Genomic DNA, 13,153 nt, shown 5'->3' on the forward strand with positions numbered 1-13,153 from the left:
GGCTTAGCTTGGCACCGCCTCTGCAGCCAAGAGGGGCACAATATCGGTGCCCTGCATGGGCGGGGAGATGTAGCGCCCTTGCCCGAGCTGGCAGCCGATATCGATCAGCTTTTGCAGCTGCTGCTGGTTCTCGATCCCCTCCACCACCAAGGTGTAACCCAGATCGCGGCAGATGTCGCCCATTGCGCGGATCAGCGCCAAATCCTTGGGGGATTGCAGCATCCGCTGAGTAAAGCTGTCATCGACCTTGATGTAGTCCACCGGAAAGTGGAACAGGGCATTGAGGGAGGAAAAACCGGTGCCAAACGCATCGAGACTGACCTGAATGCCCTTGGCGCGCAGCTCATGCAGTGAGGTCAGTGCATCGGCATCCTGCCGTGACAGCTCCCGTTCATTGAACTCAAAGATGAGGTAGTTGGGAGCGATACCTTCGGCTTCGATAATCGCCATCAGTTGCAGGATCTCTTGCCGACTGGTCAGGTGTTTGCCAGAGAGGTTAATGGCGACCTTGAGTTTGCTTTGCCCCTCGTGGGTGAGCCAGGTTTTCAGCTGCTGGCAGCTTTGGCGCAGGATCTGGCGATCCAATTCCTGAATCAAATCGCACTGTTCTGCCAGTGGAATGAAGTCGAACGCTTCTCTGATTGCCCCTTCCTCCGTGATCCAACGAGCCATCACTTCAAGCCCTGCCAAACGACTATCCTCAAGCCGGATCACTGGCTGAAAATAGGGCACGATGCGCCCTTCCCGCAGCGCTCTGGCTAGCGTCTCTTCAGGGGAGTGCCAGTGTTGGCTAATGCAATCGTCTGAATAGCTGACAATCCGGCCGCGGCCATTACGCTTAGCTTGGAACATCGCTAGGTCGGCTTGATGGAGCAGCTGACTGACGTCGGTGGTTTGTGCACCAACGCTGGCCACCCCTTGGCTGACGGTGATGGTCAGCTCATTACCATTGATGCGAAAAGGATAGGCAAGGCGGTGAACGATACGATTGAGTACAGGGCTGATATCCTGCTCGTGCTGGCTGCTATCGAGATAGATGACGAACTCGTCGCCTCCTAAGCGGGCCACCATGTCATTTTGTCTGATGCAGGTTTTCAGACGGCGACTTATTTCCCGCAGTAGTTGGTCACCGCCACCATGGCCAGCACTCTCGTTTATCCGCCTGAAGTGATCCACATCGATAAAGATCACCGTGAAGCCCGCTGATTTATGGCGCCTAAAGTGGGTCATGGCATGGTTCAGATGGTTCATCAGCAGGGCGCGATTAGGTAACCGCGTTAAGGGGTCATGCAGCGCATCAAACTGCAGCTTGCGTTCGAGTTCTTGGTGTTGTCTGAGCTGCTTTTGCAATCTCAAATTGGTCTGTCTGAGCTGCTGTAGCCTCTGATTGATCGAGTCTTCAGAGTTAATCTCATTGAGTTGCTGGCGGATTCGCCGCAGTTCTAACAGCAGGGTTAGCTGGCCACGCAGAAAGTCGAGAAACAGTTTATCGTCAGCCTCCAGTGGCTGGGGGGTGCTGATGATAAAATGGGCAAAATATTGCTGTTGTAACCGCAGTGGCATGCTGTGCCAGTGTAAAGACTCTCTATGGGCTTCAACGTTACTGGTGCTGTGGCATAGCTCGCTAATGAAGGCATCACTTTGGTGGGGTTCGACGGGATAAATAACGTCCACTTTCAGATTGGTCGCGTGGACGAGCAGCATGTCATGAATGGCCAAAATTTGGCGTAGCACCGCTTCTAGCTGAGAAAATAGCGCCTGGCTTGGCAGCACATTTGCCAATCGAATAATGCGTGTGATGCTCTCAATTTTCTTTTGCCAATCGGGATGGGTGCGGATCAAGGGCGAGGCGGGTTCATTAAGTTCGCAGTTTGCTTGGGTTTCGGCTAGCCGTTTGGCTAAACATTCAAGTAGCAAGCGCAGGGTAGGGAGTTCTGTCGGTTGGCAACGCGCCAGTAGCCACTGCATTTGCCGATGTTCAATGGGTAAGACACACCAGCCATTTGTTTCATCTAGCTGGGTGAGTTGTTCGGTGATCCTAGAGGGCTCATGGCCAAGCTGTTGCTTGAAGCTGTCGCTGATCTGGTAGTTATAAATCCACTGAAGGCCATGTTCCGAGCATCCTACAATGCCAAACTGGTGTAATGGGCACAGCGGGTTTATCTGCTCTACGAGGGCGTCGTAATCCTGACATGCAGCTGCGCTAGGGGATGGGAAATCCATGATGGTTGAGATAAGCGCCAAGAGCGGGGTTGAGTAATGAGCTGCTGTGGACACGGATGACATGAGCGGTTCCTGAGAGCGTTGGGTGGTGAGAATAAGCGGAAGGTCGCAGAGAAAAAGGGCTGCATTTGCAGCCCTTTTAAAAATATTAGAGATTGTCAGTCATATAGTGGATGGCATTTTCAATCTCTTCATCGCTACAGCTGGCGCAGGTTCCCCGTGGGGGCATCATGCCGGCTTTACCAGTAAAGCCCTCGATGGCATGTTTTTTAAGAGTATCAATCCCTTGTGCGATTCTGGGCTCCCAAGCCGCCTTGTCACCCCGTTTGGGGGCGCCCGCCGCGCCGGTATCGTGGCAAGCGAAGCACGCACCTTTGTAAACGGCTTCTCCGTCCCGTGGGCCGGAGGAGGCGGCAGCAGGGGCTGCACTGGCGCCAACGACCCCTTCCAGATCTTTGGCGGTATAAACTTGGCCAACAGGTTTAATCCGCTCGGCAATCGCTTCCGGTGATAACTCGTCAGCCGCGAACACGGCCCCAGACAGGCTCACGGCGGTGATTCCGATAGTCAGCAAATAGCTCAGTTTTTTCAACACGCTCATATACTCCCAGACTCTTTTATTATCCCCAGAAAACGACTGGATTATAACCGAATAGTTACAGCTATTTAAACGCTTGTGTGTGAAGTGTTACCGCTCAAAGATGCAAAGTTTTGCGCGATATCACGCCAATTAGGGTGGTGGAGATAAAAAGAAACCCAGCCTTCGCCGGGTTTCGGGTAACTAAAGGATGAAATGGGTTATTTGTCCCAACTTAGGATCACTTTGCCGGAGTGGCCGGAGCGCATGATGTCAAAACCTTGCTGGAAGTCATCAACATGAAAGTGATGAGTGATGATGGGACTAAGATCCAGCCCTGACTGGATCAGACTGGCCATCTTGTACCAGGTCTCGAACATCTCACGGCCGTAAATCCCTTTGATAAATAGCCCCTTGAAGATCACTTTGTTCCAATCGATAGCCATAGTGGCAGGAGGAATGCCGAGCATGGCGATTTTGCCGCCGTGGTTCATTTTGTCGAGCATCTCTTGAAAGGCGCTTGGCACTCCTGACATCTCTAGCCCGACATCGAAGCCCTCGGTCATGCCCAGCTCTGCTATGACCTCGGATAGTGGTTGCTTGGCTACGTTGACGGCGCGGGTTACCCCCATCTTGCGGGCCAGTGCCAGTCGGTATTCGTTGACGTCGGTGATCACGACGTGGCGGGCCCCGACATGGCGGCAGACCGCCGCCGCCATGATGCCGATAGGCCCTGCACCGGTGATCAGCACATCTTCCCCCACCAAATCGAAGGAGAGAGCGGTGTGCACCGCATTGCCGAACGGATCGAAGATGGCGGCCAGTTCGTCTGGAATGTTGTCTGGCAGTTTGAAGGCGTTAAAGGCAGGGATCACCAGATACTCGGCAAAGGCGCCTGGCCGATTGACGCCCACCCCAACCGTGTTGCGGCACAGGTGAGTGCGCCCCGCGCGGCAGTTGCGACAGTGGCCGCAGGTGATGTGGCCTTCGCCGGAGACCCGATCACCGATGGCGAAGCCGCGCACTTCCTGACCGATGGCAACCACTTCGCCGACATACTCATGACCGACCACCATGGGCACCGGAATGGTCTTTTGTGACCACTCGTCCCAGTTGTAGATATGGATATCGGTGCCACAGATGGCGGTTTTGCGGATCTTGATCAGCAGATCGTTGTGGCCGAGCTCGGGGGCAGGCACATCCGTCATCCAGATGCCGACCTTCTTGTGCAGTTTGGCGAGTGCTTTCATGGCTGCTCCTTCACGATGAATACAGAAAAGCAGAAAAAAGGGGCTGTAGCCCCTTGCTTCACATCAGATAACGCCGAGTTCACGGCCGATGCCGATAAAGGCATCGATCGCTTTATCCAGTTGCGCACGGGTATGGGCGGCCGACATCTGGGTGCGAATCCGCGCTTGTCCCTTCGGTACTACTGGGAAGGAGAAGCCCACCACATAGATGCCCGCCGCCAACATCCGGCTCGCCATTTCGGCAGCCAGTTTGGCATCCCCCAGCATCACCGGAATGATGGCGTGGTCGGCACCCGCTAGGGTGAAGCCAGCGGCGCTCATCCGCTCGCGAAAGTAACGGCTGTTCTCTTTCAGGCGGGCACGCAGCTCGTGACCGTCGGCCAGCATGTCGATCACCTTGAGGGTGGCGGCGACAATGGCAGGGGCCAGCGAGTTGGAGAATAGGTAGGGGCGGGAGCGCTGCCGCAGCCAATCGATTACCTCTTTCTTGCCGGAGGTATAGCCGCCGGAGGCACCGCCGAGCGCCTTGCCTAAGGTGCCGGTAATGATGTCTACCCGATCCATCACCCCGCAATATTCGTGGGTGCCACGGCCATTTTCGCCGATAAAGCCGACCGCGTGGGAGTCATCCACCATCACCAGCGCATCGTATTGGTCCGCCAGATCGCAGATAGATTTGAGGTCGGCGATGACGCCATCCATGGAGAAGACACCGTCGGTGGCGATCAGCTTGAAGCGGGCGCCATCGGCATCCGCCTGTTTGAGCTGGGCTTCCAGTTCGGCCATGTCGTTGTTGGCGTAGCGATAGCGCTTGGCCTTGCACAGCCGCACCCCGTCGATGATGGAGGCGTGGTTGAAGGCATCAGAGATGATGGCATCTTCGGCGCCGAGCAGGGTCTCGAACAGGCCGCCGTTGGCATCGAAGCAGGAGGAGTAGAGGATGGTGTCCTCGGTGCCGAGGAAGGCGGATAGCTTCTGCTCCAGCGCTTTGTGCTGGTCCTGGGTGCCGCAGATAAAGCGCACTGAAGCCATGCCAAAGCCGTGGCTATCCAGCCCCTGATGGGCGGCGGCAACCAGATCGGGGTGGTTGGCCAGCCCCAGATAGTTGTTGGCGCAGAAGTTCAGTACCTGCTCACCGCCCACCGCGATGTTGGCTTGCTGGGCGGAGGTGATGATGCGCTCCTGCTTATACAGCCCTTCGGCCTGTACCTGATCCAGTTGCTCGCTCAGGTGACGATAGAATCCGTTAGACATCCTCGCTCCTTATTGGTTATTTCAATGCCCTCTCAACGTTAGTTAGTATTTTACGGCAATAGTTTGCCTCAAATACAAATGATTATGCTGCGATATGACAAATATGATATTTCCCTCACTCAACCGATTGGGTGAGCTGGCGATAGTGCTGGGTGAGTTGCTGGTACTGCTCGGTCGCTTGAGGGTGGATATAAGGTTTGAGCAAGAACAGCACCCGTAATACCCCTTGGTAGAGCAGCGCTTTGGTGATGCGAGCGTTAGCGGCTTGTGCGGTTTGAAAGGGAATCCAGCAGGTCACTACCATCTTGATGGCGTGACCAAGGTCTGGCAGGTCATCTTGGTTGGCAGTGAGAAATGCCCCTTCCCGCAGGCTGTTGAGCAGGGTAAACACGGTCGTGCGCATCTGTTCCTGCGTCTTAAGGTATTTTTGCTGCAATAGCTCATCACGACTCAAGATGTCTGGCAGGTTGGCGTAGAAGAAGCGGAACTGCCACATCAGATAGAAGATGGCATCCAGATAGCCCATCAAATCTTGTAAGTTGTTCTCACCATTGCGCCATGGGGTAAAACTGGCGGTGAGGTGGTTGGCGTACTGCTCGAAGATGCTATGGATGATGTCTTCTTTATTACGGAAATGGTAATAGAGGTTTCCCGGGCTGATGCCTAAGTGGGCGGCGATATGGTTGGTGGTGATGTTGGGTTCACCCTGATCGTTGAACAGCTCGGTCGCGCTGTGAATGATCCTGTCTCTGGTTTTCATGGACGGTTTCCTGATGACGGATAGGAGATTACTGAGGGGATCATCAAGGTCGAATCCCCTTGCGGCTCGTGATAGACTTTTCGCCAATTTTAAATTGGCTAACTATTACATAGCTTTAATAAGCAGTCACATGTAGCCATCAACAACGAGAGGCAAACTCCATGATCGTAGTCACTGGCGGTGCTGGCTTTATCGGCAGCAATCTGGTTAAACAGCTGAACGCTCAAGGACGGACCGATATCGTGGTCATTGATGACCTGACCGACGGCACCAAGTTCGTCAATTTGGTCGATCTGACCATTGCTGATTACATGGATAAAGATGAGTTCCAGGCGCGCGTTGTTTCTGGTGACGAGTTTGAAGAGTGGGACAACGGCATTGAGGTGATCTTCCACGAAGGTGCCTGCTCAGCGACCACCGAGTGGAACGGCAAGTTCATCATGGAGGTCAACTACGAGTACTCCAAGGATCTGTTCCACTACTGCATCGAGCGTGAAATCCCGTTTATTTACGCCTCCTCTGCTGCGACCTACGGTGGCCGCAACGACAACTTCATCGAAGATCCCCAGTTCGAACAGCCGCTCAACGTCTATGGCTACTCCAAGCAGCTGTTTGACCAGTACGTGCGTCGCTGGATCCCTGAGATCAACTCCCAGGTGGTGGGCCTCAAGTACTTCAACGTCTACGGTCCGCGTGAGCAGCACAAAGGCTCTATGGCTTCCGTTGCCTTCCACCTCAACACCCAGGTGAAGAAGGGTGAGAACCCCAAGCTGTTCGAAGGGTGTGACGGTTTCCCCAATGGCGGCCAGATGCGTGACTTCATCTATATCGACGATGTCTGCAAAGTAAACCTCTGGTTCTGGCAAAATCCGCAGCACTCCGGCATTTTCAACTGCGGTACTGGTCGGGCCGAGCCATTCCAGAACGTGGCGGAGGCGGTGATCAAACACCATCAGCAAGGGGCCATCGAGTACATCCCTTTCCCTGATCACCTTAAGGGTCGCTACCAGAGCTTTACCCAAGCTGACATGACTAAGCTGCGTAGTGCCGGTTATGATGCCGAGTTCAAAACCGTGGCCGAAGGGGTGGCCGATTACATGGCTTGGCTCAATCGCTAACGTATAACGCGCATCGCGCTGAGATAACGACGCCGGGTGCCGGCTGATCCTGCCTCCGGCGTGATTATGTATGACACACTGCGCGCTCTTTTGTTGGATCGGGTAACTGCACCATGAATATATTGATGGCACTCTCCCAGCTCGAAGTGACGGGAGCTGAAGTCTATGCCACCACGGTTGGCAATGCGTTGACCGAACGTGGACACCAGATTTTTTATGTGTCAGATACCCTGACCAAGCCAACCCTTGGGCCCGTTTTCACCCTGAAATTTAACAAGCGCAGCCTGCTGCGTCGCTTCTGGCACGTCTTCTACCTCATCTATCTCATCAAGAGGCACCATATCCAGTTGGTACATGCTCACTCCCGCGCATCTGGCTGGAGTAGTTATATTGCCTGCAAGCTGACTGGTACCCCAATGATCACCACGGTGCATGGCCGCCAACCGGTGCATGCGTCGCGCAAGGCGTTCCATGCCCTCGGTGCTAGGGCCGTGGCTGTCTGTGAGGATATTGCCAAGCAGATTGTCGACAACCTCGGGGTCGCGCCCAGCATCGTGCAGGTGCTGCGTAATGGTGTCGAAACCGACAAGTTCCAGCCGATGCCGGCTCCGGCAAACCCCAAGCCTGTTATTGCCATTATCGGCCGCCTAAGCGGTCCCAAAGGTGAACTTTGTTACCGCTTGCTTGACGAAGTGCTTGATCTTGATACCTATCAGGTGAAGGTGGTCAGTGGTAGCCCGTTACTGGCGCGCTTTTTACGTTTTCAGGATCAGGTTGAGTTTGTTGGGTATGTGGATGATATCCCCGCCTTGATGTCGCAATGCGATCTAGTGATTGGTGCCGGCAGGGTTGCTGTAGAGTCCTTATTGTGCGGTCGTCCAGTCTTTGCCGTTGGTGAGGCGAAGGCCATTGGGTTGGTGACAGAACAGAATCTGGCAGAGGCGCTGGCAAGTAACTTCGGTGATATTGGCCCTAGCGACCTGGTCATTGATTTTGCGGCGCTGCAGGGACAGCTGGTCTCTGCCTTGGCCAGTAAGAGGGTGCCGGAGACTATTCGGCAACGTATTCAGGATGAGTATGGCTTGCCGAGGATAATATCGGGGCTAGAGTCCATCTATCAGGATGCCGTGGTTGAGACATTGCGCCGAGAAATGCCCATTATCATGTATCACCGCTTTATCGAGCAGGATAACGAGAAGGGAGTACATGGTACTTGGCTACCGATCAAAATGTTCGAGTGGCATCTGCGCCTGATGAAGTGGCTCGGTTACGAAACCCTGACGTTTGGCGATCTAGCGGACAAGGGCTTTATCCATCGCCTGCAATACGGCAAGAAGTACCTGATGATCACTGCCGATGATGGTTATCAAGACAACCTGACTCGTATGCTGCCACTGCTGGAAAAATATGGTTATAAAGCCGTGGTCTACGTGGTCACTGGCGAGCAGTATAACCGCTGGGATGTAGAGCATCCTAGTAACCCAGATGCCCCCGTTGCATTGATGAATGGGGCTCAGATTAAGGCGCTAGCCGCTACTGGTCATGTGGAGATCGGGGGACACACGCTGACTCATTCCCGTCTGAGTAAGCTGTCACCTGAACAACAAGCCTATGAAATTCGAGAGAATAAACGTCAATTAGAAGCGTTGGTGGGTTATCCGCTGCTCTCATTTGCTTACCCCTACGGCGACATGAACGACAGTGCTAGAGAGCAAGCTATCCAGGCCGGATATCGTTTTGCGGTGGCCACCAACAGTGGGCCGAAAGCGATACATCAAGACCCTTATCAGATCCGTCGAATTGCCATCTTCCCTCGTACCGATGCGTTTGGATTGTGGCGAAAAATTCGTGGCAATTATGTGTTTAGGAAGTAATTAATGCGTTGTACGCCCAGTGTTTGGCTTAATAGGGTAACGGTTGCCACATATTCTATTTCATTAGGATTTGTTTTCTGTGGGTTATTTCTGGTGCCAGAGGGAAAAGCGCTACTCTCTAATTTATTGGTTATTTCAATTGTACTAGGATTAATTAATTTTTTGGTGGGTAAGCGATCGGTCTTGAGGTTGCCTGTTCATCATTTACTCTGGGTTTTTTTAGGGTATGGTCTGTTTATTTTGGTCAATCGATTTATTCATGGCGATCAATATGGAGTGATGCGCAGCCTCGTCTACGTTGTTCTTTTTGGGTTCTTCATGCCAAGGGAAAAAATAATTCTGACCGTTACTCGCCATGCTATCCAAATAGGAGGAATAAGTCTTGGCCTACTGAGTATGTGGCAGGTTTATCACGGTATTACTCGAGTGGAGGGGTTTACTAATGCGATTTTATTCTCGCAAGCTGCGTTAGCGCTGGCACTCCTCAACTGGTTTATTGGTTACGAGCGAGCCAATATGAGATGGGATAAGTTGGTCTCACTTATTGCCATTATTATGTCGTTATATGCACTGTATGCCTCACAAAGTAGAGGCGTCTGGTTGGCGCTTATTTTAATATTGCCCATTATGCTATTTATTAGGACTAAAAAAAGACCTTTGAAATATGCTTTTATCATTTCTGGGCTATTTTTAGGGCTCATATTTTTTTATCAACAAAGCTCGATATTACAAGGCCGAATTAACGCTAGCCTCCACGATATACAAAAAGCTGAGGTGGGTACTTATCAGACATCATGGGGGCTGCGTCTCGTTGCTTGGCAAGGGGCGTGGCAAGGATTTCTATCGTCCCCTGTTATTGGTGTTGGCACAGAAGGTTTTGATGCCATCAAGAAACAATTAGTCGAAGAGGGTAAAAGCTCCCCGCTGTTATTACATCCCGCATTAGCTCATTCACATAATCAATATATGCAGAACCTAATGATTCGTGGAGCATTCGGCTTCATTGCGTTGCTGTTATTGATGGGCTTGCCATCTTGGTGGGGGGGGCGTATTGGTGGCATATCATCCGTATTGGCCATGTATCCCATCATATTTGCAGTATACGGGCTTAGTGATGTCCCATTTGAACATCAAGCCATTGTTTACCTCTACACACTAGGACTGCTGTTTTTATGGCTGGACAGGACGGCACAAGACCAATTGGACCACATGCAATGATTCCTATATTCGTTATCAGCTTAATTCGTAGTGCAGATCGCCGAGCTTCAGTTACGGCACAAATGGCCAATTTGGGTTTGCCATTTGAGTTTTGGGATGCGGTAGATGGTAAAAAGTTGGACCCAGAGACGATTGCGCAAGTGGATTTTGCAGAGGCGCAGCGTTTTTGTGGTCATAAGCTGAGTTTGGGGGAGGTGGGGTGTGCGCTCAGTCATATCCGACTCTGTGAGATGTTGGTTGCTAAGCAGATACCGCGCGCCATTATTTTAGAAGATGATGTTTACCTACATATGCATTTCAAAGAGATTGTGAACTCTGCCTGCCATAAATCGGATGCAGACATCATTTTTCTGATCCATGGTAAAGCCAAAAGTTGGCCATGGAAAAAAACGCTACCAGAGGGGTATCGGCTAGCCTCTTATGTATCCCCAAGTAAAGCCTCACAGCGCGGTATTATGTCAACAGCGGGTTATATTTTGACCCTTCAGGGTGCCCAAAAAATATTGAAGCATGCTTATCCAGTTCGCATGCCGGCGGATTATTTAACTGGGCGTCTACAGCTGAATAAATTAACAGCAGTCGGCGTAGAGCCATGTTGTGTGGATGTAAACATATTTTCTACAACCATAGATGATAGAGACTATGGCCAGCACATAGTTAATCCTGTTAACACCTCAAGCTAATATCAGTATCACACTAGCATGAATATGAACAAGATGATGAAGGCGTGGTTAGCTAAAGCGGTGATGAAGAAACAACCCGCTATTGTGGCGCGAACTGAGCCAATTCAAACCTTATTGGTGATTTGTTTTGATGCGATCGGGGATTTTATTCTCTCATTGCCAGCTCTGGGCGCTTTACAGCTGCGTTATCCTGATGCGTCGATCGAGTTACTTTGCAGTCCGCGAAATGTCGTGTTAGCGCAGCAAGTAGCCGGGATTGCTGCTTGTCATGCCGTTGTATTAAATCGCGAACTGTTTGATAAACCAAGCTGGGCTTTATTACGTGGGCTGAGATCTCGGCACTTTGATCTGGTTATCAATCTATTTGATGAACCTGATGCGGTGGCCATGGCCAAGATGCTTTATATCGCCCACGGTAAATTGTTATCGCTGCCCTTGCGTTATAAAAATGAGGCGCAACAAAAGTTACAACCGCTATTTCGGGCAAAAGCCCGTGAAGTGGCGGCCGCTGTAAATCCACATTTTGTTTACCGTATGTTTGCCATCGTGGAAGGAGCGGTATCAGGGCCTTACTCAGTCCCTGCACCGTGCAACATGGCGTTTGATACCTCTCGCTTTGGTCGTTATGTCGTTGTTAACTTGGCAGGTAGTCAGCAAGGTAATTCTGTTACAGCACGGTTGCAGCAGGATATTTTAGCAGCATTACCCACCATCACTGGGCTTAGCTACCTCTGTTTTAGCCATACGCCAGTGGCGATCGAACGCCCCGATTTACGCTGTTGCTATCCCGATTCCATTCTTGATGCAGCGACGCTTGTGCGTGATGCGGTAGGAGTATGTTCTACCGATACCGCGATCGTCCATATTGCGGCCTCTTATGCTGTACCCACGCTCATTTTGATGAACAGCGAACCTTGGCGTGAGGCATTTATTCCCCTGCACGGCCCCCACCATGTGCTCAAGGTGGCGGGCGACAGTCTTGATGCTCTCAAACCAGATGATGTGACGGCTGCACTGTGTCGCATGCTGGTCTCCTGAATTTTTTTGCCGCGTTAGAGGAACCTATGGCGTTGATTAACAAGCTGCAACGAGCTCGTGATGTAGTTCGTCGCCAATTAGGTCGCTGGCTATTTGACCGTACTCGTGAACGCCCTGCAGATGAGGATAAAAGCAAGGTCGTACTGCTCCGCTGGGACGCCAAGCTAGGGGATTCCATTGTATCCTCCTGGGTAGCCCGTGAGATCCATAAGGCGCAACCTGAGCGAGAAGTATGGGTGGTGACGACGTCAGGCATGGCACCGTTGTTTCGCGATTATTTCGGTGTTGATCGGGTGATCGAGATTGCCAAACGCCCTAGCTATGGTGAGCTCAAGCAGCTTGCTCACCGTCTGGGCCGCGTTAGCTACTTGGTTCACCTAAGTAAATTATTGAAAATGAAAGATATTTACTTTTTGAATCAGGTCGATGCTTGCCATGTTGCGGGCATTGATGATGCGCTCACCTGCATTGATATCAAGCTAGGGGCTCGCACCGCAGGGCGCCATTTTGCCGATAAATTTGCTGAGCTCTTGCTGGCAATGGGGATTACCTCGCCCGACACCCGTTACATCATCCCAGCTCGCCCTGAGTGGGATGTGGCATTAGCGCAGTGGTGGCCAGCAGATCAGGCGGTGATTGCGTTTAATCCATATGGTAATGGTCGTGCTCGTCGGCTCCGGCCTGCCAGCATTATTGCCATGCTGAATATCATGTTGGCTAGAGGGGCGCAGAGTATTTGCCTGCTGTTTCCGCCCGGTTTAGCGCAGGAAGCAATGGCCTGTAAGGCCAGTGTCACTGATCCATCTCGGCTCCTGCTGTCACCCGAGTCACCATCACTTGGCGGTCTTTTTACGCAAATCCGTCACAGTGTTGGCTTGGTGTCGGTTGACACGGCAACCGTGCATATTGCTGCGGGACTTAGCGTGCCAGTGCTGGGGCTTTACAACCCAGACCTCGGCGGCGGGAGTGAGAATTTCGATGAGTGGCATCCTAATCAGCCGGATGCAACGGTGTTGTTTTCAACCGCGTCAGAGATGCAGGATATCAACAGCTTAGATATGCAAGCGTTCGAACATTCCTTCACAACATGGGTCGCATCGAGCGTGAATCCCCCCCACTAATGTGGCTGGTTATTCAGCCACAGCGTTAATCAATCGA

At 52.1% G+C, this 13,153-nt stretch carries 11 protein-coding genes; 6 read left to right on the forward strand and 5 right to left on the reverse strand.

The window, feature by feature from the left end; translation table 11 throughout:
- Positions 1 to 3: 3 nt before the first annotated feature.
- From CUC53_RS02540 to CUC53_RS02560, 5 genes are all read right to left on the reverse strand, one after another.
- On the reverse strand, positions 4 to 2,286 hold the full coding sequence (locus CUC53_RS02540) for a putative bifunctional diguanylate cyclase/phosphodiesterase (RefSeq protein ID WP_100292714.1): 2,283 nt from the start codon (positions 2,284 to 2,286) through the stop codon (positions 4 to 6).
- Positions 2,287 to 2,371: 85 nt separating this feature from the next.
- On the reverse strand, positions 2,372 to 2,824 hold the full coding sequence (locus CUC53_RS02545; protein ID WP_167386665.1) for a c-type cytochrome: 453 nt from the start codon (positions 2,822 to 2,824) through the stop codon (positions 2,372 to 2,374).
- A gap of 197 nt (positions 2,825 to 3,021) precedes the next feature.
- Positions 3,022 to 4,050 (reverse strand): L-threonine 3-dehydrogenase, encoded by a 1,029-nt coding sequence (tdh, locus tag CUC53_RS02550; protein ID WP_100292715.1) that lies wholly within the window; start codon positions 4,048 to 4,050, stop codon positions 3,022 to 3,024.
- Positions 4,051 to 4,113: 63 nt separating this feature from the next.
- The gene (locus CUC53_RS02555) at positions 4,114 to 5,304 is read right to left on the reverse strand and encodes a glycine C-acetyltransferase (RefSeq protein ID WP_100292716.1); all 1,191 of its coding nucleotides are present in this window, start codon (positions 5,302 to 5,304) and stop codon (positions 4,114 to 4,116) included.
- Between the two features lie 115 nt (positions 5,305 to 5,419).
- On the reverse strand, positions 5,420 to 6,064 hold the full coding sequence (locus tag CUC53_RS02560; protein ID WP_100292717.1) for a TetR/AcrR family transcriptional regulator: 645 nt from the start codon (positions 6,062 to 6,064) through the stop codon (positions 5,420 to 5,422).
- 161 nt (positions 6,065 to 6,225) lie between these two features.
- Here CUC53_RS02560 and rfaD point away from each other — a divergent pair, with 161 nt between their 5' ends.
- The 6 genes from rfaD (at position 6,226) to CUC53_RS02590 (ending at position 13,116) form a co-directional block, all read left to right on the forward strand.
- Entirely contained in the window at positions 6,226 to 7,182 is a 957-nt protein-coding gene (gene rfaD / locus CUC53_RS02565; protein WP_100292718.1) for an ADP-glyceromanno-heptose 6-epimerase, read from the forward strand.
- A 113-nt stretch (positions 7,183 to 7,295) separates the two neighbouring features.
- A complete protein-coding gene (locus CUC53_RS02570; protein WP_100292719.1) occupies positions 7,296 to 9,056 on the forward strand; it encodes a bifunctional glycosyltransferase family 4 protein/polysaccharide deacetylase in 1,761 nt (586 codons plus the stop codon).
- 3 nt (positions 9,057 to 9,059) lie between these two features.
- On the forward strand, positions 9,060 to 10,274 hold the full coding sequence (locus tag CUC53_RS02575) for an O-antigen ligase family protein (RefSeq protein WP_100292720.1): 1,215 nt from the start codon (positions 9,060 to 9,062) through the stop codon (positions 10,272 to 10,274).
- On the forward strand, positions 10,271 to 10,957 hold the full coding sequence (locus CUC53_RS02580; RefSeq protein ID WP_100292721.1) for a glycosyltransferase family 25 protein: 687 nt from the start codon (positions 10,271 to 10,273) through the stop codon (positions 10,955 to 10,957). Before CUC53_RS02575 ends, CUC53_RS02580 begins: the two co-directional genes overlap by 4 nt.
- 18 nt (positions 10,958 to 10,975) lie before the next feature.
- Positions 10,976 to 11,995, forward strand: coding sequence for a glycosyltransferase family 9 protein (locus CUC53_RS02585; RefSeq protein WP_167386666.1), 1,020 nt, complete (start codon positions 10,976 to 10,978; stop codon positions 11,993 to 11,995).
- Positions 11,996 to 12,021: 26 nt separating this feature from the next.
- On the forward strand, positions 12,022 to 13,116 hold the full coding sequence (locus CUC53_RS02590; protein WP_100292722.1) for a glycosyltransferase family 9 protein: 1,095 nt from the start codon (positions 12,022 to 12,024) through the stop codon (positions 13,114 to 13,116).
- Positions 13,117 to 13,153 lie beyond the last annotated feature (37 nt).

This window comes from Aeromonas cavernicola (genome assembly GCF_002795305.1).
GTDB classification, from domain to species: Bacteria; Pseudomonadota; Gammaproteobacteria; order Enterobacterales; family Aeromonadaceae; genus Aeromonas; species Aeromonas cavernicola.

What these genes read in the sequence shown, in the direction of transcription:
- CUC53_RS02540 (WP_100292714.1), bottom strand. Translation starts at nt 2,286, where the DNA reads ATGTCATCCGTGTCCACAGCAGCTCATTACTCAACCCCGCTCTTGGCG.
- CUC53_RS02545 (WP_167386665.1), bottom strand. Translation starts at nt 2,824, where the DNA reads ATGAGCGTGTTGAAAAAACTGAGCTATTTGCTGACTATCGGAATCACC.
- tdh (WP_100292715.1), bottom strand. Translation starts at nt 4,050, where the DNA reads ATGAAAGCACTCGCCAAACTGCACAAGAAGGTCGGCATCTGGATGACG.
- CUC53_RS02555 (WP_100292716.1), bottom strand. Translation starts at nt 5,304, where the DNA reads ATGTCTAACGGATTCTATCGTCACCTGAGCGAGCAACTGGATCAGGTA.
- CUC53_RS02560 (WP_100292717.1), bottom strand. Translation starts at nt 6,064, where the DNA reads ATGAAAACCAGAGACAGGATCATTCACAGCGCGACCGAGCTGTTCAAC.
- rfaD (WP_100292718.1), top strand. Translation starts at nt 6,226, where the DNA reads ATGATCGTAGTCACTGGCGGTGCTGGCTTTATCGGCAGCAATCTGGTT.
- CUC53_RS02570 (WP_100292719.1), top strand. Translation starts at nt 7,296, where the DNA reads ATGAATATATTGATGGCACTCTCCCAGCTCGAAGTGACGGGAGCTGAA.
- CUC53_RS02575 (WP_100292720.1), top strand. Translation starts at nt 9,060, where the DNA reads ATGCGTTGTACGCCCAGTGTTTGGCTTAATAGGGTAACGGTTGCCACA.
- CUC53_RS02580 (WP_100292721.1), top strand. Translation starts at nt 10,271, where the DNA reads ATGATTCCTATATTCGTTATCAGCTTAATTCGTAGTGCAGATCGCCGA.
- CUC53_RS02585 (WP_167386666.1), top strand. Translation starts at nt 10,976, where the DNA reads ATGAATATGAACAAGATGATGAAGGCGTGGTTAGCTAAAGCGGTGATG.
- CUC53_RS02590 (WP_100292722.1), top strand. Translation starts at nt 12,022, where the DNA reads ATGGCGTTGATTAACAAGCTGCAACGAGCTCGTGATGTAGTTCGTCGC.